This window comes from Metabacillus crassostreae (assembly GCF_016908395.1).
In the GTDB taxonomy this organism is placed as follows: domain Bacteria; phylum Bacillota; class Bacilli; order Bacillales; family Bacillaceae; genus Metabacillus; species Metabacillus crassostreae.
In genome coordinates this window covers 158,368-179,742 of record NZ_JAFBDU010000003.1, presented here as the reverse complement: position 1 = coordinate 179,742, position 21,375 = coordinate 158,368, and the positions used below count along the sequence as shown (strand labels likewise).

Annotated in this window: 19 protein-coding genes; 18 read left to right on the top strand and 1 reads right to left on the bottom strand. The window is 35.2% G+C overall.

The annotated features are described in order from the left end of the window. The first annotated feature begins 187 nt into the window (after window positions 1–187). The 16 genes from yqiS (at window position 188) to JOC75_RS12450 (ending at window position 19,045) form a co-directional block, all read left to right on the top strand. Complete coding sequence (yqiS, locus tag JOC75_RS12525; RefSeq protein WP_204954394.1) at window positions 188–1,084, top strand: phosphate butyryltransferase; 897 nt, start codon at window positions 188–190, stop codon at window positions 1,082–1,084. A 22-nt stretch (window positions 1,085–1,106) separates the two neighbouring features. After that, window positions 1,107–2,204 carry a branched-chain amino acid dehydrogenase gene (gene bcd, locus JOC75_RS12520; protein ID WP_204954393.1) on the top strand — a complete coding sequence of 366 codons (1,098 nt, stop codon included), beginning with the start codon at window positions 1,107–1,109 and terminating at the stop codon, window positions 2,202–2,204. A gap of 124 nt (window positions 2,205–2,328) precedes the next feature. Beyond that, window positions 2,329–3,438 carry a butyrate kinase gene (gene buk, locus JOC75_RS12515; RefSeq protein WP_204954392.1) on the top strand — a complete coding sequence of 370 codons (1,110 nt, stop codon included), beginning with the start codon at window positions 2,329–2,331 and terminating at the stop codon, window positions 3,436–3,438. 202 nt (window positions 3,439–3,640) lie between these two features. Beyond that, window positions 3,641–5,065: a dihydrolipoyl dehydrogenase gene (gene lpdA / locus JOC75_RS12510; protein ID WP_204954391.1), complete on the top strand. Its 1,425-nt coding sequence runs from the start codon at window positions 3,641–3,643 to the stop codon at window positions 5,063–5,065. Between the two features lie 104 nt (window positions 5,066–5,169). Then, window positions 5,170–6,162 (top strand): thiamine pyrophosphate-dependent dehydrogenase E1 component subunit alpha, encoded by a 993-nt coding sequence (locus tag JOC75_RS12505; RefSeq protein ID WP_204954390.1) that lies wholly within the window; start codon window positions 5,170–5,172, stop codon window positions 6,160–6,162. Window positions 6,163–6,174: 12 nt separating this feature from the next. Further along, complete coding sequence (locus JOC75_RS12500) at window positions 6,175–7,158, top strand: alpha-ketoacid dehydrogenase subunit beta (RefSeq protein WP_204954389.1); 984 nt, start codon at window positions 6,175–6,177, stop codon at window positions 7,156–7,158. A gap of 42 nt (window positions 7,159–7,200) precedes the next feature. Beyond that, entirely contained in the window at window positions 7,201–8,499 is a 1,299-nt protein-coding gene (locus JOC75_RS12495) for a 2-oxo acid dehydrogenase subunit E2 (protein ID WP_204954388.1), read from the top strand. A 416-nt stretch (window positions 8,500–8,915) separates the two neighbouring features. After that, window positions 8,916–10,817 (top strand): methylmalonyl-CoA mutase family protein, encoded by a 1,902-nt coding sequence (locus tag JOC75_RS12490; protein ID WP_204954387.1) that lies wholly within the window; start codon window positions 8,916–8,918, stop codon window positions 10,815–10,817. Beyond that, window positions 10,814–12,964: a methylmalonyl-CoA mutase gene (gene scpA / locus JOC75_RS12485; protein WP_204954386.1), complete on the top strand. Its 2,151-nt coding sequence runs from the start codon at window positions 10,814–10,816 to the stop codon at window positions 12,962–12,964. The genes JOC75_RS12490 and scpA overlap by 4 nt, the downstream gene beginning before the upstream one ends. Beyond that, window positions 12,961–13,977 (top strand): methylmalonyl Co-A mutase-associated GTPase MeaB, encoded by a 1,017-nt coding sequence (meaB, locus tag JOC75_RS12480; RefSeq protein ID WP_204954385.1) that lies wholly within the window; start codon window positions 12,961–12,963, stop codon window positions 13,975–13,977. Before scpA ends, meaB begins: the two co-directional genes overlap by 4 nt. A gap of 88 nt (window positions 13,978–14,065) precedes the next feature. After that, entirely contained in the window at window positions 14,066–14,503 is a 438-nt protein-coding gene (locus JOC75_RS12475) for a BrxA/BrxB family bacilliredoxin (RefSeq protein WP_204954384.1), read from the top strand. 342 nt (window positions 14,504–14,845) lie between these two features. Continuing rightward, window positions 14,846–15,637, top strand: coding sequence for a transporter substrate-binding domain-containing protein (locus tag JOC75_RS12470; RefSeq protein ID WP_204954383.1), 792 nt, complete (start codon window positions 14,846–14,848; stop codon window positions 15,635–15,637). A gap of 85 nt (window positions 15,638–15,722) precedes the next feature. Continuing rightward, window positions 15,723–16,376: an amino acid ABC transporter permease gene (locus JOC75_RS12465; RefSeq protein WP_204954575.1), complete on the top strand. Its 654-nt coding sequence runs from the start codon at window positions 15,723–15,725 to the stop codon at window positions 16,374–16,376. After that, window positions 16,369–17,091, top strand: a complete 723-nt coding sequence (locus tag JOC75_RS12460; RefSeq protein ID WP_204954382.1) for an ATP-binding cassette domain-containing protein — start codon at window positions 16,369–16,371, stop codon at window positions 17,089–17,091. Before JOC75_RS12465 ends, JOC75_RS12460 begins: the two co-directional genes overlap by 8 nt. Before the next feature lie 433 nt (window positions 17,092–17,524). After that, window positions 17,525–18,484, top strand: coding sequence for an aromatic acid exporter family protein (locus JOC75_RS12455; RefSeq protein ID WP_204954381.1), 960 nt, complete (start codon window positions 17,525–17,527; stop codon window positions 18,482–18,484). Window positions 18,485–18,535: 51 nt separating this feature from the next. Next, window positions 18,536–19,045, top strand: a complete 510-nt coding sequence (locus tag JOC75_RS12450; protein WP_204954380.1) for a L,D-transpeptidase — start codon at window positions 18,536–18,538, stop codon at window positions 19,043–19,045. 105 nt (window positions 19,046–19,150) lie between these two features. Here JOC75_RS12450 and prli42 read toward each other — a convergent pair whose 3' ends face one another. Next, window positions 19,151–19,243, bottom strand: a complete 93-nt coding sequence (gene prli42, locus JOC75_RS12445) for a stressosome-associated protein Prli42 (protein ID WP_204954379.1) — start codon at window positions 19,241–19,243, stop codon at window positions 19,151–19,153. A 158-nt stretch (window positions 19,244–19,401) separates the two neighbouring features. Between prli42 and mce the strand changes: the two genes are divergently transcribed. After that, complete coding sequence (gene mce, locus JOC75_RS12440) at window positions 19,402–19,815, top strand: methylmalonyl-CoA epimerase (RefSeq protein WP_204954378.1); 414 nt, start codon at window positions 19,402–19,404, stop codon at window positions 19,813–19,815. Beyond that, window positions 19,816–21,369 carry an acyl-CoA carboxylase subunit beta gene (locus JOC75_RS12435; protein ID WP_204954377.1) on the top strand — a complete coding sequence of 518 codons (1,554 nt, stop codon included), beginning with the start codon at window positions 19,816–19,818 and terminating at the stop codon, window positions 21,367–21,369. The last annotated feature ends 6 nt before the right edge of the window (window positions 21,370–21,375 follow it).

The following is a 21,375-nucleotide window of genomic DNA, read 5'->3' as shown; positions in this document are numbered from 1 at the left end:
AAAACTAATAGTGTGCTCTTAATACATAATTCTTAAAATGTGCAGAAAGACCGCCTTAAAACATAAGGAAAAAGGACAAGTTAGATATATCGAAAAAAATATTTCGAAAAAAGATTTGTTGGCACGATTCTTGCATTAAAGATAGTAGATGCAGATGAAAACATTAGTGGAAGGATTTGAAGCTTAAATGAATTTAGATGATCTGCTAATAGAAGCTGCTAAATTAAGAGGTAATACTGTAGCAGTTGCTTCTGCAGAGGATGAAGAAGTAATAGAAGCTGTGGCTGAAGCTATTAATCGAGACTTAGCTCAATTCTTGCTTTTTGGAAATAAAGATGAAATTGAAGAGTTATTAGTGAAAAAGGGCTGTAACAAGGACTATGTTAAAGTTATTCACACAAGATCTAAGGAACAAGCATCTCAACAGGCCGTTAAAGCTGTTTTTGAAAATGAAGCATCAGTTTTAATGAAAGGTCATGTTCCGACCTCAACCTTATTAAAAGCTGTATTAAATAAGGAATATGGACTTAGAATGGGAAAAGTGTTATCTCATGTTGCAGTTTTTGAAGTAGCTAACTTCTCAAAATTAACAATAGTGACAGATGCTGCTATGAATATCGCTCCAGATCTAAGTCAAAAAGAGCAAATTATAAACAACTCGGTTGAAGTTGCAAGAGCGATTGGCATTGCTCAGCCTAAGGTTGCTGTTATTACTGCTGTTGAGACCATTAATCAATCAATGCAAGCAACAATTGATGCTGCTGCCTTAACAATTATGAATAAAAGAGGTCAAATTAAAAATTGCCTTATTGATGGACCGTTGGCGCTTGATAATGCAATTTCTTTAGATGCAGCTGAATTAAAAGGAATTAGCAGTCCTGTGGCAGGTCAAGCAGATATTTTATTTGTTCCTTCTATCGAAACAGGTAATGTTCTATATAAATCACTCATCTATTTTGCCAAAGCAAAAGTAGGAGCGGTTATTGCTGGGGCTAAAGCTCCAATAGTTTTAACAAGTCGATCAGATACTTCAGAAAGTAAATTATATTCTTTAGCATTAGCTTTATGCTCTACTGAAAAGTGAGAAAATTAGGAGGAAATACAACATGGAAATCTTCAAATATATGGAGAAGTATGATTATGAGCAACTAGTTTTTTGTCAAGATAAACAATCAGGGTTAAAGGCGATTATTGCCATTCATGACACAACACTAGGACCTGCATTAGGTGGAACTCGTATGTGGACATACAATTCAGAAGAAGAAGCAATTGAAGATGCTCTTCGTTTAGCTCGTGGAATGACTTATAAAAATGCAGCGGCAGGTTTAAATCTTGGTGGTGGTAAAACAGTTATTATTGGAGACCCTAGAAAAGATAAAAATGAAGAGTTATTCCGTGCTTTTGGACGATATATTCAAGGATTAAATGGACGTTACATAACAGCTGAGGATGTTGGCACAACTGTTGCAGATATGGATTTAATTCATGAAGAAACAGATTATGTTACAGGGATTTCACCTGCGTTTGGTTCATCTGGTAACCCGTCACCAGTTACAGCTTATGGTGTATATCGTGGAATGAAAGCTGCGGCAAAAGAGGCATTTGGCACAGATTCGCTTGAAGGGAAAGTTGTAGCTGTTCAAGGTGTTGGAAATGTTGCATACAACTTGTGTAAACATCTTCATGAAGAAGGAGCACAATTAATTGTTACTGATATTAATAAAGATGCAGTTCGTCGTGCGGTTGAAGACTTTGATGCAAAAGCTGTAGAACCTAATGATATCTATTCAGTCGAATGTGATATTTATGCTCCTTGTGCACTTGGAGCAACAATAAACGATGTGACAATTCCACAACTGAAAGCAAGTGTTATTGCTGGTGCTGCTAATAATCAACTAAAAGATACACAGCATGGAGATCTAATTCATGAAATGGGGATTGTTTATGCTCCTGATTATGTGATAAATGCTGGTGGAGTTATAAATGTTGCAGACGAATTATATGGCTATAATAGTGAGAGAGCTTTGAAAAAGGTAGAAGGAATTTATAGTAATATTGAGCGTGTTATTGAGATTGCAAAACGTGACAATATTCCAACATATGTGGCTGCTGATCGTTTAGCTGAAGAAAGAATTGCTCGAATGAGAAATTCAAGAAGTCAGTTCCTTCAGAATGGTCATCATATTTTAAGTCGTAAGTCATAAGGACTATTTACGCAGTTACTGGAGTTAGGAGGAGGAATCTCTTAACTCCAATTTCACATTAAGATAGATAAGGGTGATAAACCCTAAATGGGAAAGGATATCTCACTATACGGAGGTTTAAACGTTGCAGGTTAATGAATATCGAATCCTTGTTATTAATCCAGGATCCACATCAACGAAAATAGGTGTTTTTGATAATGAGAGATCTATGTTTGAGAAAACACTTAGACATGATGCAGAGAAGATTAATACGTTTCCAAGCATTATTGATCAATATGAATTTAGAAAGCAAACGATTCTTGAAACACTTGATGAAGAAGGCATTAATATCTCCAAATTAAATGCTGTTTGTGGACGTGGGGGGTTATTACGTCCAATAGAAGGTGGCACGTATACGGTAAATGATCAAATGCTAGAAGACTTAAGAAACGGATTTGCTGGACAGCATGCATCAAATTTAGGTGGAATTATTGCTTTTGAGATTGCAAATGGATTAAACATTCCTGCTTATATAGTGGATCCAGTTGTGGTTGATGAAATGCATGAAATAGCAAAAGTATCAGGAGTTCCAGCAATTGAAAGAAGAAGTATCTTTCATGCGTTAAACCAAAAGGCAGTTGCGCGACGAGTTGCTGCAGATCATCATCGTAAATATGAAGAAATGAACCTTATTATTACACATATGGGTGGAGGTATAACTGTAGGAGCTCATAAGCAGGGGCGTGTAATTGATGTAAATAATGGTCTTCATGGTGATGGACCATTTAGCCCAGAGCGTGCAGGTACAGTTCCTGCTGGTGATTTGGTGTCAATGTGTTACTCAGGTGATTTCTTCCGTGAAGAAATGATGAAGAAGCTTGTAGGTCAAGGTGGTCTTGTTGGCTACTTAGGAACGAATGATGCAGTTAAAGTAGAAAAGATGGTAGAGGCGGGAAATCCAGAAGCGACACTCATCTATTCTGCAATGGCTTATCAAATTGCGAAGGAAATAGGATCTGCTAGTGCTGTTTTAAAAGGTAAAGTAGATGCAATCGTCTTAACTGGTGGTTTAGCTTACGGTAAGAAATTTGTAAAAGAAATTTCTTCTTATATAGATTGGATAGCTGATGTATTAGTATTTCCTGGTGAAAATGAACTTCAAGCATTAGCAGAAGGTGCTTTACGCGTTTTATTAGGAGAGGAAAAAGCAAAAGATTATCCTAATGAAAAGATGACTTCAAAAATCTTTAATTAAGGCTCTTTTCTGAAGCATTGTTGCTAATTACCTAATTTCGAGTAGTAACAATGGTTTTATCATATATAAGGTACTTATTTTGAGAAGAAAAGATGCCACTAGACTTTATACAGTGCTGTTTTCTTCATATGTCTAAAAGCAACAAAGTTTACGAAAACAGCTTAATTAATGTTGAAGATTCGGTTAAAGGAGGCGTTCGAAAATGGCTACTGAATACGATCTCGTTATTCTTGGTGGAGGAACTGGTGGGTATGTAGCGGCTATTCGTGCATCACAGCTAGGACTTAAAACAGCAGTAGTAGAAAAAAGTAAGTTAGGTGGAACATGCCTTCATAAGGGGTGCATCCCAAGTAAGGCGTTACTGAGAAGTGCTGAGGTTTTTGCAACAACTAAAAAAAGTGAAGAATTTGGTGTTGAAACTGCTGAAGTAAAGCTTAATTTTCTTAAAGTTCAACAACGAAAACAATCAATTATCGAACAATTACATAATGGTGTGCAACACTTAATGAAGAAAGGCAGTATTGATATTTATGAGGGAATTGGCCGGATCTTAGGTCCTTCAATCTTCTCTCCAATGCCAGGTACGATTTCTGTTGAAATGAATAATGGAGAAGAAAACGAGATGCTGATTCCGAAAAATGTAATTGTTGCAACTGGTTCACGTCCCCGAAGTCTTCCTGGACTAGATATTGATGGAGAATTGGTCCTAACTTCCGATGAAGCACTAGAATTAGAAAGTCTGCCAAAATCAGTTATTATCGTTGGTGGTGGTGTTATTGGAATTGAGTGGGCATCTATGTTATCTGATTTTGATGTAGAAGTAACCGTATTAGAATATTCTGATCGAATTCTTCCTACAGAAGATAAAGAGATCGCAAATGAAATGAAGAAATTAATGACAAAAAAAGGTATTAAGATTATTACAGATGCTAAGGTATTACCTGAAACTCTTGTCAAACATGAAAATACAGTAACGATTCAAGCAGAATTGAATAATGAGAAAGCATCTTTCTCTGCAGACCGAATTTTAGTTTCTGTTGGACGTTTACCTAATATAGAAGGTATTGGTATTGAAAACACTGATATCAAAATAGAAAAGGGCTATATTGATACAAATAAATATTACCAAACAAAAGAATCACATATTTACGCAATTGGCGATGTAATTGGCGGATTACAACTGGCCCATGTAGCTTCACATGAGGGAATTGTAGCAGTGGAGCATATAGCAAATCAAAATCCCCTTCCGATTGATGAGACTCTAATTTCAAAATGTATCTACAGTTCACCTGAAATTGCAAGTGTAGGTTACACAGAGGAAGAAGCTAAGGAGAAAAACTTTAAGGTGAAAGTTGGTAAATTCCCATTTAGTGCAATCGGTAAGGCTCTTGTTTTTGGAGAAGCAGATGGATTTGTAAAAATTGTCGTAGATGAAAACACAGATGATGTATTAGGAGTTCATATGATTGGTCCTCATGTAACTGATATGATTTCAGAAGCAGGTCTTGCCAAAGTCTTAGATGCAACACCTTGGGAGATTTCACATACTATTCATCCACATCCTACATTATCTGAGGCAATTGGTGAAGCAGCACTTGCGGTATATGGGAAAGCGATTCATTATTAAATCGTTTAGATCAATGCTAGTAAATAAAATTAAAAATTTATATTTAGTGTCTAGCTTTAGGTTAAACAAGGAGCTTGCGCTTTTCTTATTAAGGAGGGATTAGCATGACAGAGAATCGTCATATTTCACTAAATTTAACAAATGAAGATGTGCTTGGCATGTATGAAACAATGTTGTTGGCTAGGAAAATAGATGAGCGTATGTGGTTGTTAAATCGTTCAGGAAAGATCCCATTTGTTATTTCATGTCAAGGACAGGAAGCAGCACAAGTTGGAGCTGCCTTTGCTTTAGATCGTAAAGAAGATTATGTGCTTCCTTATTACCGTGATATGGGTGTTGTGTTAGCATTTGGAATGACAGCAAAAGAGTTAATGCTATCAGCTTTTGCCAAAGCGGAGGACCCTAATTCAGGTGGGCGTCAAATGCCGGGACATTTCGGACAGAGGAAAAATAGAATCGTAACAGGCTCTTCACCTGTTACAACTCAAGTACCACATGCAGTAGGGATTGCTTTAGCTGGTAGAATGCAGAAAAAGGATCTTGTTACCTTTGTTACGTTTGGAGAAGGTTCTTCAAATCAAGGTGACTTTCATGAAGGTGCAAATTTTGCCGCAGTTCATAAGCTTCCAGTTATTTTTATGTGTGAAAATAACAAGTATGCAATTTCTGTTCCCTATGATATGCAGGTAGCTTGTGAGAAGATTTCTGATCGAGCTATTGGATATGGCATGCCAGGTGAAACAGTTGATGGGAATGATCCGCTTGAAGTGTATCGTGCTGTGAAAGCTGCTAGAGATCGAGGTCGCCGTGGAGAAGGACCAACATTAATTGAAGCGATTTCCTACCGATTAACACCACATTCTAGTGATGATGATGATCGTAGCTATCGTGAACAAGAAGAGGTAGCTGAAGCGAAGAAAAATGATCCTATCCTTAAATTTGCTAGTTATCTAAAAGATTTAGATATTCTGACAGATGAGATAGAAAAAGAGATTGTTGAACGAATTGTGAAGCTGGTAAATGAAGCAACAGAATATGCCGAAGCGGCACCGTATGCCGATCCAGAGCATGCCTTAAAATATGTCTATGCAGAGTAAGGGGGAACTATAATGCCGATAATTTCATATATTGACGCTATTACAATGGCGATGAGAGAAGAAATGGAAAGAGACGAGAAAGTCTTTGTGCTTGGAGAAGATGTTGGTAGAAAAGGTGGAGTTTTTAAAGCTACTGCAGGCTTATATGATAGATTCGGGGAAGAACGAGTAATAGATACACCACTAGCAGAGTCAGCAATTGCTGGAGTTGGTATTGGCGCAGCTATGTATGGGATGAGACCTATAGCAGAAATGCAATTCGCTGATTTTATTATGCCTGCAATAAATCAAATAATTTCAGAAGCGGCTAAAATAAGGTACCGCTCAAATAATGATTGGAGCTGTCCAATTACGATTCGTGCTCCATTTGGCGGTGGAGTGCATGGAGCTTTGTACCATTCCCAATCTGTGGAAGCAATATTCGCAAATCAACCAGGCTTGAAAATTGTTATTCCGTCTACACCTTATGATGCAAAAGGTTTACTTAAAGCAGCTATACGTGATGAAGATCCAGTTTTATATTTTGAACACAAACGCGCCTACCGTCTAATTAAAGGAGAAGTTCCTGATGATGACTATGTACTGCCAATAGGAAAAGCCGATGTAAAGCGTGAAGGAGAAGACATCACTGTCATAACTTATGGGCTATGTGTTCACTTTGCTTTACAAGCAGCAGAAAGATTAGCTCAGGATGGAATATCCGTTCATGTGTTAGATCTAAGAACGATTTATCCCCTAGATAAGGAAGCAATAATCGAAGCGGCTTCTAAAACAGGGAAGGTGTTACTTGTAACTGAGGATACTAAAGAAGGAAGTATTATCGGAGAAGTTTCTGCGATTATAGCTGAGAACTGCTTATTTGACTTGGATGCACCTATTATGAGGCTTGGAGGTCCAGATGTTCCAGCTATGCCTTATGCACCAACGATGGAGAAGTTTTTTATGCTTAACCCAGATAAAGTAGAAGAAGCATTAAGAAAGCTTGCTGAATTTTAATATCGTATTTTACAAGAATAGCCTTTAAAAGGAGGTAGTCAAGTGGCGATAGAAGAAATTAAAATGCCTCAGTTAGGTGAGAGTGTAACAGAAGGTACAATAAGCAAATGGTTAATAGCAGTTGGTGATAAGGTAAATAAATATGATCCTATTGCTGAGGTTATGACTGACAAAGTGAATGCAGAGGTTCCATCTTCATTCACAGGAGTTATAAAGGAACTGATCGCAAAAGAAGATGAAACTTTAGCGATTGGTGAAGTCATTTGTACTGTTGAGGTTGAAGGTGGAGAAACTTCATCTACTACAAAAAGCATAACTGATGAAGAAAATTATCAAAATGTTTCTATAACAAACGATAAATCTACTATAGAAAACAAAACAGATGCTCCAAATAAAGCACGTTATTCTCCAGCAGTATTAAGACTTGCACAAGAAAATGACATTGATTTGACGTTAGTTGACGGAACCGGTGCAGGTGGGAGAATAACGAGAAAAGATCTGCAAACTATTATTGCTAATGGGTCAATTCCTGTGAAACAAGATCACAAACAAGAAATAGTAAATAAAGAAGATTCAAGGATGTTAGCTGAGCAAGAAGCTGTTAATAAAACATCACCTGCGGCTTCTCACACAGTAACACCTGGTGATATAGAAATTCCAGTTTCAGGTGTGAGGAAAGCAATTGCTGCAAATATGGTACGAAGCAAACATGAAGCACCTCATGCATGGATGATGATGGAAGTGGATGTAACAAATCTTGTTGAATACCGTCATTCAATTAAAAATGAATTTAAGAAAAAAGAAGGCTTTAATTTAACGTTTTTTGCTTTCTTTGTAAAAGCTATAGCACAAGCATTGAAGGAATTCCCTGAAATTAATTCAATGTGGGCAGGAGATAAGATTATTCAGAAAAAAGATATTAATATTTCAATCGCTGTCGCAACAGAGGATTCATTGTATGTACCTGTTATTAAAGCGGCAGATGAAAAAACGATTAAAGGTATTGCGAGAGAGATTACAGAGTTAGCCAATAAAGTTAGAAATGGTAAGTTAACTTCTTCAGAGATGCAAGGTGGAACCTTTACTGTAAATAATACAGGATCATTTGGTTCTGTTCAGTCTATGGGCATTATTAATTATCCTCAAGCCGCAATCGTCCAGGTAGAATCGATTGTCAAACGACCAGTTGTCATAAATGGTATGATCGCTGTTCGTGATATGGTGAATTTATGTATGTCACTGGACCATCGTGTTTTAGATGGTTTAATATGTGGGCGCTTTTTAGCAAGAGTGAAGGAAATTTTAGAACAAACATCTAAAGAAACAACTTCAATTTATTAATATTCAATCTTCTGAATTTTGTAGTTAGTTAGTCAATAAAATTAAAACAAAAAAAGCTTGTAGAGAAAATTATGCCTTATTTCTCTATAAGCTTTTTTAAAAATTAAATCAATTTCGTAAAGTGCGTTTTTAAATATTATTAGAGGTACAAAAAGCAATTCTATAAATTATTACATAAGTAAACATGTTAACTTTTACCCATAAATGGAAACTACGTTGCTAGTTGATTTAAATTATAATAAAATAAAATTGGGGAGGTTTACATTTTAATTAGAAATGTAAACGTATTCAATTTAAATAATATTGTTTCATATTAAATTATATTGAAGTAACACCGCATAAACTGTACCAAGTTGAAGAAATTCATTTGAGTCAAAGGGGGTGGGCTTCCTACTCTTGTGTAGGAGGCGCATATTATGGGCGACAAACAAATTGTTACAAATAGCGGTAGTTTGAATGAATGGAAAGAAGAGGCTGAGAGAGCGTTAAGGGGTAAAGCGTTTGAAAGTTTATACACTTCAACATATGAAGGAATAAAATTAAAGCCATTATACGATTCAAGTGATATAGAAAATATAACAAAAGCAACAAAGCAACGAGCTATTTCCTCAAAGAGTGGCTGGAAAATAAGTCAGGAAATAGCTGGTGAAAGTCAAATAGATTTTACAGTAAAAATACAAGAAGCGAAAAAACGTGGTCAGAACTCTTTTTTTATTAACAAATTTGATTTTATAAAAAATAGTGATGATGTAACGTTTGCTCTACAAGAAATAGATTGGGAAAATGATTCTCTCTTTTTTGACATCGGAGAAAACATAGGATTTGCTAGCTTGCTATTTTATCATTTTCAAGATCAACAAACGATAAAAAAATTCACAGGTGTCATAGCTTTTGATCCATATGAAGAACTAGTAATAACAGGTTCTCAAACTATAGGTTTAGAAACGAAGCTGGATTATCTTGCAGATATTATGAGGTGGAAGGACGAAAGTCACTTTTCGACAAAAGCAATACTTATTAAAGGGAATGTTTATCATGAAGCTGGAGCAAATTCTGTTCAGGAGTTAATTTATGCTTTTAGTCACGCTTTAGAAGTAATTAATGAATTATTAAATCGAAACATTTCAATTGATACAATTGCACGTAATATGATCTTTTCTTTTGCTATTGGTGGCAATTTTTTTATGGAAATAGCAAAGCTAAGAGCTGCTAAGCAAATATGGGCTTCACTTATTTCAGCTCTAGGCGGCAATGAGGAATCTCAAAAAATCTATTTACATACAAAAACAGCGATCTATAATAAAACAAAAAATGATATCTATGTAAATTTACTTCGAACAACAACAGAAGGATTTGCAGCTGCTGTGGCTGGTGTTGATGAAATGACGATTGACGCATTTGATTCTGTATTTAACAATACTAGTAAATTAGGAGAAAGAATTGCTAGAAACATGCAATTTATTTTTAAAGAAGAAAGTTTTCTAGCAGGCGTATTTGATCCTACAAATGGTTCTTACTATGTGGAAGCATTAACGAATCAGTTAGCAGAAATCGCTTGGAGTGAAATAAAGAAGATAGATGAACGTGGTGGGTTTCTAGAAACATTAAAGAAGGGAGAACTCCAAAAAGATATTACCTCAATGCATAAACAGAAAATTAATGATGTAAATACTAGAAAATTGCATGTGATTGGAACAAATGTTTATGCTAATTCGAATGATCACTTAGATGTAAGCTATGAAGCTGAACTGAAAAATAAACAAGAAACCAACATACAAGTATATACGTTTGAAGAAGCAATGAATTATGTAGAGGTAGAAAAGAAGGTACCTGGAATAGTTAGTAGAAATATTGATGAGATAAAAATAGAACCTTTAAAAACACAGCGTTTGGTGGAGCATTTTGAAAAGCTTAGGTTGAATGCAATAAATTATAAAGAACAAACAGGAATTATCCCTAAGGTACAGATTGTAACGGTCGGAACATTAAAAGATTATAAACCCCGGCTTGATTTTATCATTGGCCTTTTAACTGCAGGTGGCATTTATAGTGATGTGATTTCATATGACAAACTCAATGATCTTAAGAGTGATAGTAAAATTGTTATAGTCTGTGGGACAGACAAAACTTATGATGCTATTCAAGTGGAAGACCTTAAAAAATTAAAATCTGATAGCAACATTGAAGAGATTTATTTGCTAGGAAATAATGCTTTAGACAAGGTGAATAAATATGGATTGAGTGGAACTATCTCTTCGGACATAAATGTGTATGAGTTTTTACTCAATATTCATAACGTTATGGAGGTAGGTATATGATGAAAAGGCGATCTATTACATCTGCACCGCTTATAAATATCGATCATCATGTGAACTCTTCAGTAGAAACATATATTACGAATGAGCAAATACAGTTAAAAAATCATTATACAAGTCAAGATTTATTGGATGTAAAACATCTAGATACTTATCCTGGAGTGAAACCATTTCTGCGTGGACCATATGCGACGATGTATAAAAATCGTCCTTGGACAATTCGTCAATATGCTGGTTTTTCGACAGCAGAGGAGAGTAATGCTTTTTATCGACGTAACCTGGAAATGGGGCAAAAAGGCTTAAGTGTTGCATTTGATTTAGCAACACACAGAGGATATGACTCAGATCATCCGCGTGTAGAAGGTGATGTTGGGAAAGCAGGGGTAGCGATAGATTCGATCCTGGACATGAAGATATTATTCGAGGGTATTCCTTTAGACGAGATGTCTGTTTCAATGACGATGAATGGAGCCGTATTACCAATAATGGCTTTTTATATTGTAACGGCTGAAGAGCAGGGAGTGGCTAAGGAGAAACTGTCAGGAACGATTCAAAATGATATTTTAAAAGAATATATGGTACGTAATACGTATATTTATCCACCTGAGATGTCAATGAGAATTATTGGTGATATCTTTAAGTACACAGCACAACATATGCCAAAGTTTAATAGTATCAGCATCTCAGGTTATCATATGCAAGAAGCTGGCGCACCTGCAGATCTTGAGTTGGCCTATACGTTAGCAGATGGACTCGAATACATTAGAACAGGTTTAAAAGCTGGTTTAGATATTGATCAGTTTGCCCCAAGGTTATCATTTTTTTGGGCGATTGGTATGAATTACTTTATGGAAGTTGCAAAAATGAGAGCTGCTCGTTTTATGTGGTCAGAAATGATGCAGCAATTTAATCCTGGTAATCCTAAATCACTCGTGCTACGCACTCACTCGCAAACATCTGGTTGGAGTTTAACAGAGCAGGATCCTTACAATAATGTCGTTAGGACTTGTCTTGAAGCACATGCTGCAGCAATGGGTCATACACAATCTCTTCATACAAACGCTTTAGACGAAGCAATCGCTCTACCAACTGATTTCTCGGCTCGAATCGCCCGAAACACTCAATTGTACCTGCAAAATGAAACTGGTATTTGTGATGTAATTGATCCTTGGGGTGGTTCTTATTATGTAGAATCTCTAACAAATAGTTTAATTCAGCGAGCAAAAGAACACTTAGAAGAAGTAGAACAGCTTGGTGGCATGACAAAAGCGATTGAAACAGGTCTTCCAAAAATGAAAATTGAGGAAGCTGCTGCCAGAAGACAAGCGAAAATTGATTCTGGTAAAGAAGCGATTATTGGTGTGAATAAATTCAGGTTAGAGGAAGAAGATCCACTTGATATTTTATCAATAGACAATTCTGTAGTTAGAAACAAACAAATAGAGCGTCTTCACAACCTAAAGAAAAATCGAAATGAAAAGTCTGTTAGTGAAGCACTCCAAGCATTAACCGATGCTAGTGCAACCAATGAAGGAAATTTATTGGAATTAGCAGTAGAGGCAGCACGAGCTAGAGCAACCTTGGGAGAAATATCTTATGCAATTGAAAAAGTGAGTAAACGTCATCAAGCAATGATCAAATCTGTTAGTGGTGTTTATAGCGCAGAATATTCAAATGAAGAAGAAATAAAAAAAGTAAGGGGAAAAACAGACCAATTTTATGAACTGGAAGGTAGACGACCAAGAATTTTAATTGCGAAAATGGGTCAAGATGGTCATGATCGAGGAGCGAAGGTTATTTCAACAGCTTTTGCGGATTTAGGATTTGATGTTGATATTGGACCACTATTTCAAACGCCTGAGGAAACGGCTGTTCAAGCTGTAGAAAATGATGTTCATGTTGTTGGAATAAGCTCTCTCGCTGCAGGACATAATACCTTGCTTCCACAGTTAATTTCTGAGCTAAAAAAATTAGGTAGAGAAGACATTGTTGTGATAATTGGTGGTGTTATTCCTTTTCAGGACTATGCTGAATTAAAGGAAAAAGGAGCGTCCGAAATATTTGGACCTGGTACTGTTATACCTGTAGCTGCGACAAAGGTTTTGGATAAGATTCTTGAACGTTTGGGCTATGAGGAAGTTGCAGAATGACCAAATATATTAAAAAGAATCCCGAGGTTACGGTTGATGACCTTGTTGAGGGAATCGTAAATGGTAATAGGGTGATGTTAGCTCAAGCGATTACGCTAGCAGAAAGTAATGCACCACGTCATTTTGAAAAAGCGCAAAAAATAATAGAGGATCTTTTACAAAAGAAAAACACATCTATTAGAATTGGAATTACTGGTGTGCCAGGTGCGGGTAAAAGCACATTTATTGATGCTTTCGGCACATACTTAACAAATAACGGATATAAAGTAGCGGTGTTAGCTGTTGATCCAAGTAGCCAGGTTTCAAAAGGAAGTATTATGGGTGATAAAACAAGAATGGAACGTTTATCAAAAGATCCTAATGCATTTATTAGACCCTCTCCATCTGGTGGAAATCTAGGAGGAGTAAGTCGCAAAACACGAGAAACAATTATCTTGTGTGAAGCTGCAGGCTATAATGTGATACTTGTTGAGACGCTGGGTGTCGGTCAAGGAGAATTTGTTGTTAGAGACATGGTAGACTTCTTTTTACTTCTAGTGCTAACAGGTGCAGGTGATGAGTTACAAACATTGAAAAAAGGCATTATGGAATTGCCAGACTTAGTTGTCGTTAATAAAGCAGATGGAGATAATCTACACAAAGCTAATATGGCGAAAAGAGATTATAATACAATTCTTCATTTTCTACATTCTTATACAGAAGGATGGACAACAACAGCGTTAACTGCATCAGCAATACAAGAAACAGGTATAGATGAGATTTGGAAAGTGATCCAAGACTTTGAAATTACAACAAAAACAAGCTCTGTCTTTGATCAAGTAAGAAGTGAGCAACAGCGGAAATGGCTTTATACATTAGTAGAGCAGGAGCTTTATAAAGTATTTTATGACCATCCTTCCATTAAACAAAAGCTTCCTATTTTAGAAGAAGCAATTGTAAAGGGAGAAAAAACTGTTTCTGCAAGTGCTGTTAACTTATTAGAAGCTTTTTTTAAAAAAGCAAAATATTATTAAGTGGAAATAGATTATTAAGCTAACAATTTGCTCAATACATTAACTTGTTGGTAAAATAGTATTACTGATGTTAAAAGGAGAGATTTCATTGAGTATGGATTTTAATTTATTTATGAATGATGTAGTACAACAAGCACGTAAAGAAATAGTTGCTGCAGGATATACAGAGTTAAAAACTCCAGAGGATGTAAATGAAACACTTAATAAAAAAGGAACAACTCTAGTAATGGTTAATAGTGTTTGTGGATGTGCAGGTGGAATTGCAAGACCAGCAGCTGCTCATGCTGTTCACTTTGACAAGCGCCCAGATCAATTAGTTACAGTATTTGCTGGACAAGACAAAGACGCTACAGCTAGTGCACGTGAAATGTTTATAGGGTATCCACCGTCTTCTCCTTCTTTTGCATTGCTAAAAGACGGACAGCTTATGACAATGGTAGAGCGTCATGAAATTGAAGGACATGATCCAATGTCAGTTGTTGCAAAACTACAAGCAGCATTTGATGAATATTGCGAAGAAGTTTAAAAAATTAGGTTATATCAAACTTAATCTTTAAATGTGATCAATAGAAATAGACCAAATCAACATGATTTGGTCTATTTCTATTGACGTAAAAACAGCTCTATTTTTTATTTTCTCCTCTTATCCTCTATAGAAAATATCCGAAATGGATAATTATATATAATGTTCTATTATATCGAAAACTATTTCAGAAAACTTAAAATATACAAAAAACATAGATAATTACATTTTTATAAATACATATTGCATAATTATTAGTATGTGTTAAAATACAAAATATCGAATAAATATTAGTTTTTTATGCATAGAAAACATACACATTAGAAATTATAGGGGGAAACTATTATGAAGAAAATATCGTTATTCATTATAAGTATATTAGTTGTTGCGTTAGTATCAGCATGTGGTACGGCAAAAAATGAAAGTGAACAAAACACTGGTGCTGAATCTGGTGAGCAAAAAGTATTAAAAATGGCTACCTCTGCTGATTATCCACCATTTGAATATATTGATACAGCAAAAGGAAGCGAAATTATCGGGTTTGACATTGATCTAGTAAATGCTTTAGCAGAAAAAACTGGTTACAAAGTAGAAGTACAAGATATGGATTTTAATAGCTTGATCCCAGCTCTTCAAGCAAAACAAATAGATTTAGTATTAGCTGGGATGACTCCAACACCAGAACGTGCTGAAAATGTAGATTTTACAGATATTTATTATACAGCGAATCACATGATTGTTTCTTTAAAGGATAATGAAGTAAAAAGTATCGAAGAGTTAAAAGGTAAAACAATTGGTGTTCAGCTTGGTTCTATTCAAGAAGAAAAAGCTGCTGAAATTTCTGAAGAAGTAACAATCAAAGTTGAAAATCGTAATAAGATTTCAGAGCTTGTTCAAGAATTAAAGGCTGGAAGAATTGATGCGGCAATTATTGAAGATACAGTAGCTAATGGTTATTTCGCAAAAGACGACCAGTTAGCAGGTTTTACGCTTGATTCATCTGAAGAAGCTGGTTCAGCAATTGCATTCCAAAAAGAAAGTCAATATACTGAAGAATTTGATGCTGCATTAAAAGAAATGAAAGAAAATGGCGAACTTGATAAATTAATCGTTAAATGGTTCGGAGATCAAAAATAACAGATTATATAAAAGGGTCTGACAATAATACTTGTCAGCCTTTTTAATGTTTATATATGAAAGGAATTAGATAAAAGTGGATATATTGAATTTCTCATCAATCGTTCCATCCCTTCCATTTATCTTAGAAGGGGTATGGGTTACATTAAAAATTGTTGTATTATCCTTATTACTTGGGTTTGCCTGGGGAATCATTTTAGCGTTATGTAAAATTAGTCGAATAAAACCTTTAATGTGGTTTGCGGATGCCTATACGTCTATTTTTAGAGGAACACCTTTAGTACTACAGCTACTTATTATTTATTTTGGACTTCCACAAATTCTTGGTTTTCCAATAGATCCATATCCAGCAGCAGTTGCAGCATTTACTTTGAACTCTGGTGCCTATATATCGGAAATTATACGAGCAGGTATAAATGCAATTGATAAAGGACAACAAGAGGCTGCGATGGCATTAGGTATTCCTTATTCAAAGATGATGAAGGATATTATTTTACCACAGGCTTTTAAAAATATTTTACCAGCATTAATGAATGAATTTATAACATTAACAAAAGAGTCAGCGATTGTGACAGTTATTGGTGTTCAGGATATCATGAGACGTGCATACCAAGTTGGAGCAGATTCTTACAATTATTTTGCACCATTATTATTTGCAGGTTTAGTTTATTATCTATTAGTTATGGTGTTAACACTCCTAGGTAAGGGTATTGAAGGGAGAATGAGACGTAGTGATTAAAGTTGAAGATTTGCATAAATCGTTTGGTAAATTAAATGTGTTAAAAGGTATATCTACAAATATTGCTTCAGGTGAAGTGATCGCTATAATAGGACCTTCTGGTTCAGGCAAGTCTACCTTTTTAAGGTGTTTAAATTTATTAGAGCAACCAACTTCAGGGAAGATTTTGTTTGATAATCAAGAGATTACAAATGCAAAAACCGATATAGCTAAGTTTAGGCAAAATGTGGGGATGGTTTTTCAGCACTTTCATCTATTTCCACATAAATCTGTACTTGATAACTTAACGTATGCACCAATTACAGTTAAGGGTTTATCAAAGCAAGAAGCGGAAAAACAAGCAAAAGAATTATTGGATAAAGTTGGTTTGCTTGAAAAAGCTTCTGAATTTCCAAATCGATTATCAGGGGGCCAAAAGCAAAGAGTTGCCATTGCAAGAGCTCTTGCGATGCAACCTGAAGTGATGCTTTTTGATGAGCCTACATCTGCGCTTGATCCTGAGATGGTAAAAGAAGTGTTAGATGTTATGAAAAACTTGGCAATGACAGGTATGACGATGGCTATTGTTACTCATGAGATGGGGTTTGCAAAAGAAGTAGCAGATCGAGTTCTATTTCTTGATGAAGGAAAGCTTGTTGAGGATGCTCCACCAACTGAATTTTTCTCCAATCCTAAAACAAAGCGTGCTCAGCTATTTTTAGAAAAAATGTTATAATTCACAAAAGAGGCTGGGACATATGTATTTAAGCTAATGATAAACCCGAATTATTAGGTGATACTTCAATTATTCAGTCGCCTAATAATTCGGGTTTTTATTTGCCGTCTTCATTAGATTTTTTGATTTTGCATACTATTATAAGAACTAGTGGAGCGAAATGGAACGAACTTGTTTCTCTAAGCTTAACTGAATTTAGATTTATTCGTCTTTTTGTATGACTTCTTTAGTTAATCCCAGATTCTTTTTCTCATCTTAAAATAGTTGAGAATTTGAAGAAGAAAGCTATGTCTTTGCTTTATTTAGTGTAAACTATGTATCATAAATACGAACAGTTAACCTTATTTGAGAGTTATTAGAAATAGCCTATAATGGCCCATAAGTTAATTATATGGATTTAAGAACTTTTTAGCAGAAAATGGGGAGAAGCTTAATGTTTAAAATTGGGTATCGAACAGCAAAGACTGCTTTAGGAACAACAATTGCTATTATGCTTGCTGAGTTTCTACAACTTCAAAATTATACATCAGCAGGAATTATAACGATATTATGTATACAAGTAACAAAAAAGAAATCATTAAAAAGTTCCTGGGCACGATTTCTTGCCTGTTCTATTGCTATGGTATTTTCATTCGTCTTTTTTGAAGGAATTACCTATCATCCTATAGTTATTGGTTTATTACTATTATTCTTTATTCCAACGACTGTTATTGTTAAAGCGACTGAAGGGATTGTTACAAGCACAGTTGTTATTTTTCATTTATATAGTGCGGAAAAGATAACATTTGGATTGATAGGTAATGAACTTTTATTAGTAACGATTGGTATTGGGATGGCCCTAATCATGAACTTGTATATGCCAAGTGTAGAAAGAAAGCTGAAGAATTATCAGGAAGAAATTGAGGATAATATTGCTAATATCTTTAAAGAAATTGAGCTGTATTTACTTGAAAAAGATCGGAAATGGGATGGCAAGGAAATTACCAAAACTGCGATTTTAATTGATGAAGCCAAAACCCTTGCTTTTCGTGATGTTGAAAACCATTTTTTACGACATGAAAATACATACTATCATTACTTCAAAATGAGAGAAAAACAATTTGAAATCATTGAAAGAGTCATACCAATTATCACTTCGATACATATCGCAATAGATCAAAGTAGAATGATAGCTGATTTTATACATGAATTAAGATTAAATATTCATCCGGGAAATACAGCAAATAGATTTCTTATGCAATTATTTAAAATGAGACAAGAAATAGAGGAAATGGATTTACCAGACACACGAGAGGAATTTGAGGTGAGAGCTGCTCTATTTCACTTTCTAAGGGAAATGGAGAACTACTTAGTTATTAAAAGTCAATTTAAGGGGATGAAAGCAAACGAGTAGTATTTATTTCATATTCCTTGAACATATTAAGAATAAAAGGACGTTGATGGAATGAAAACAATGCTTCTTTTATTTTTTATCATATCTTCACCAATTTGGCCTTTAGGACAAAACCCGATCGTCGGAGATCCGTTTATCATTATAAATAAACAAACGAATGAACTTGCATATATAAATGAAAATGACATAAAAGATATTTTTCACGTTGCTACTGGAGTGACAGAAGAACATACTCCAGAAGGGAAGTTTACGATAACAGTAAAAGCAATAAATCCTTATTATCGAAAAAAAGATATACCAGGTGGAGATGCTAATAATCCTTTAGGCACTAGGTGGATAGGCTTTAATGCAAAAGATACAGATGGTCGAATTTATGGTATCCATGGAACGAATAAAAAAGAATCGATTGGTCATTATGTTACTCAAGGTTGTGTAAGGCTCCAAAATGAAAATGTAGAAAAGTTATATGAGAAAGTCCCTGTAGGAACAAATGTTTTAATAATTAATTCTCAAGAAAGTTTTGAACAGCTAGGAATAGAATATGGTGCATTAAAAAAATGAGTCTATTGTGGCGAAAGTTTTCTTTTGCCCTTAGACTCATTTTTATGTTTGAAAGATAATAAAATGTAAAAGTAATGATATATCAGTACTTTAAATATAAAGAGATTAAAACCAAACAGAAACACCAGCAAGTAAGGTTGTAATTAGCATTACACCTATCATTAAATATACAACGATTTTTTGTGTTTTACGTGACATTATACTTCACTCCTTGTACGTATTATTTTATCGTGAATAAGGAATTAGGACAACATGTAAAATGTGAAAGAAATTCGACGAATAAGAAGGAGAATTCTATTCAAAAAGAGAATTTATCTGTAATGGTAGCGTTTTCAACAAAGGGGTTGGATGTCTAAATGAAAAATAAAGTAGATCATATCGGAATTGCAGTACAATCTATAGAAAAGGCGTTGTCGTTTTATATAGATGTGTTAAAGCTTGATTTATTAGGCTTTGAAGAAGTCAAAACACAGCAAGTAAAGGTTGCTTTTTTACATGCAGGAAATACAAAGCTTGAATTATTAGAGCCAACATCACAAGATAGTCCAATTGCAAAGTTCCTTGCTAAAAAGGGAGAAGGTATCCATCATATTGCATTTGGGGTTGAGAATATTGAATCTCGAATACAAGAAATCAAAGAGATAGGATTACCTCTTATTGATGAAAAGCCGAGACAGGGTGCAGCAGATATGGAGATTGCTTTTATCCATCCAAAGGCAGTTAATAATGTATTGATTGAGTTCTGTGAAAAAAAGCGGGGGGAAAGGTAAATGCAAAAGGATATCTATGGGGAAATAAATGAATTATATGAGCGGAGAAGAAAGATTGAATTGGGAGGTGGAGATGAAAGGATTGATAAACAGCATGAAAAGGGTAAACTAACAGCAAGAGAACGAATTGATTTATTGATAGATGATGGTACATTTGTAGAAATCAATCCTTTTATGGAGCATCGCTGCAATGATTTTGGATTAAAAGATACAAAGGGACCTGGTGAAGGTGTTGTCACAGGTTATGGAAAAGTCAATGGCAGACCAATATATCTATTTTCACAGGATTTCACAGTTTTTGGTGGAGCCCTAGGTGAGATGCATGCGAAGAAAATAGCTGCAGTCATGGATTTAGCTGCTCAAAATGGAACGCCTTTTATAGGCTTAAATGATTCAGGCGGTGCGAGGATTCAAGAAGGTGTGTTATCATTAGATGGTTATGGACAAATTTTTTATCGCAATACGATCTATTCTGGTGTTATTCCTCAGCTATCTGTCATTTTAGGTCCATGTGCAGGTGGAGCAGTTTATTCTCCTGCTATTACTGATTTTGTTTTTATGGTAGAACAAACAAGTCAAATGTTTATTACAGGTCCAAAGGTCATTGAGACAGTTACAGGAGAAAAAATTAGCTCTGAAGATTTAGGTGGAGCAGCTGTACATAATACAATTAGTGGTAATGCTCATTTTGCTGGTTCTACAGAGGAAGAAGTATTGCTTCAAGTTCGAAGGCTGTTAAGTTACCTGCCACAAAATAATGAAGAAAAACCACCAAGATCTTCTTTTGAAGAAGAAACACATGATCGACCTGAACTAACTGATTTAATTCCATTTGATTCTATAAGGCCTTATGATGTTAGAATTGTCATCGATCAAGTTGTTGATAAGAATTCATTTATGGAAGTACAAAAAGGTTTTGCGAAAAATATTGTTATTGGTCTAGCGAGGATAAAAGGTGAGGTAGTTGGGCTAGTTTGTAATCAGCCAAAAGTTATGGCTGGTGGTTTAGATATTGATTCATCAGATAAGGCGGCAAGATTTATTCGTTTTTGTGATTCCTTTCAAATACCTCTAATAACGTTTGAGGATGTTACAGGATTTTTCCCAGGTGTTAAGCAGGAGCATGGAGGAATTATTAGACATGGAGCTAAAATCTTATTTGCTTATTCTGAAGCGACTGTACCTAAATTAACAGTCATTTTAAGAAAAGCTTACGGTGGAGCATATGTAGCCTTGAATAGTAAATCAATAGGTGCAGATCTTGTGTATGCTTGGCCAAACGCAGAAATTGCCGTAATGGGTCCTCAAGGGGCGGCTAATATTATTTTTGCAAAAGAAATCCAAAATAGTGAAGATCCTGACAAAACCAGAGCAGAGAAAATCGAGGAATATCGAAAAAAATTTGCTAATCCATATGTTGCGGCTAGCCAAGGGATGGTTGATGATGTTATTGACCCAAGAGATACTAGGTTAAAGCTCATTCAAGCTCTTGAGATGTTAAGAACAAAAAAAGAAGTTCGACCAATAAAAAAGCATGGGAATATTCCCCTTTAATTGTAG

What these genes read in the sequence shown, in the direction of transcription:
- JOC75_RS12455 (WP_204954381.1), top strand. Translation starts at nt 17,525, where the DNA reads ATGTTTAAAATTGGGTATCGAACAGCAAAGACTGCTTTAGGAACAACA.
- mce (WP_204954378.1), top strand. Translation starts at nt 19,402, where the DNA reads ATGAAAAATAAAGTAGATCATATCGGAATTGCAGTACAATCTATAGAA.
- JOC75_RS12500 (WP_204954389.1), top strand. Translation starts at nt 6,175, where the DNA reads ATGCCGATAATTTCATATATTGACGCTATTACAATGGCGATGAGAGAA.
- prli42 (WP_204954379.1), bottom strand. Translation starts at nt 19,243, where the DNA reads ATGTCACGTAAAACACAAAAAATCGTTGTATATTTAATGATAGGTGTA.
- JOC75_RS12490 (WP_204954387.1), top strand. Translation starts at nt 8,916, where the DNA reads ATGGGCGACAAACAAATTGTTACAAATAGCGGTAGTTTGAATGAATGG.
- bcd (WP_204954393.1), top strand. Translation starts at nt 1,107, where the DNA reads ATGGAAATCTTCAAATATATGGAGAAGTATGATTATGAGCAACTAGTT.
- yqiS (WP_204954394.1), top strand. Translation starts at nt 188, where the DNA reads ATGAATTTAGATGATCTGCTAATAGAAGCTGCTAAATTAAGAGGTAAT.
- JOC75_RS12435 (WP_204954377.1), top strand. Translation starts at nt 19,816, where the DNA reads ATGCAAAAGGATATCTATGGGGAAATAAATGAATTATATGAGCGGAGA.
- meaB (WP_204954385.1), top strand. Translation starts at nt 12,961, where the DNA reads ATGACCAAATATATTAAAAAGAATCCCGAGGTTACGGTTGATGACCTT.
- JOC75_RS12450 (WP_204954380.1), top strand. Translation starts at nt 18,536, where the DNA reads ATGAAAACAATGCTTCTTTTATTTTTTATCATATCTTCACCAATTTGG.
- JOC75_RS12505 (WP_204954390.1), top strand. Translation starts at nt 5,170, where the DNA reads ATGACAGAGAATCGTCATATTTCACTAAATTTAACAAATGAAGATGTG.
- scpA (WP_204954386.1), top strand. Translation starts at nt 10,814, where the DNA reads ATGATGAAAAGGCGATCTATTACATCTGCACCGCTTATAAATATCGAT.
- lpdA (WP_204954391.1), top strand. Translation starts at nt 3,641, where the DNA reads ATGGCTACTGAATACGATCTCGTTATTCTTGGTGGAGGAACTGGTGGG.
- JOC75_RS12470 (WP_204954383.1), top strand. Translation starts at nt 14,846, where the DNA reads ATGAAGAAAATATCGTTATTCATTATAAGTATATTAGTTGTTGCGTTA.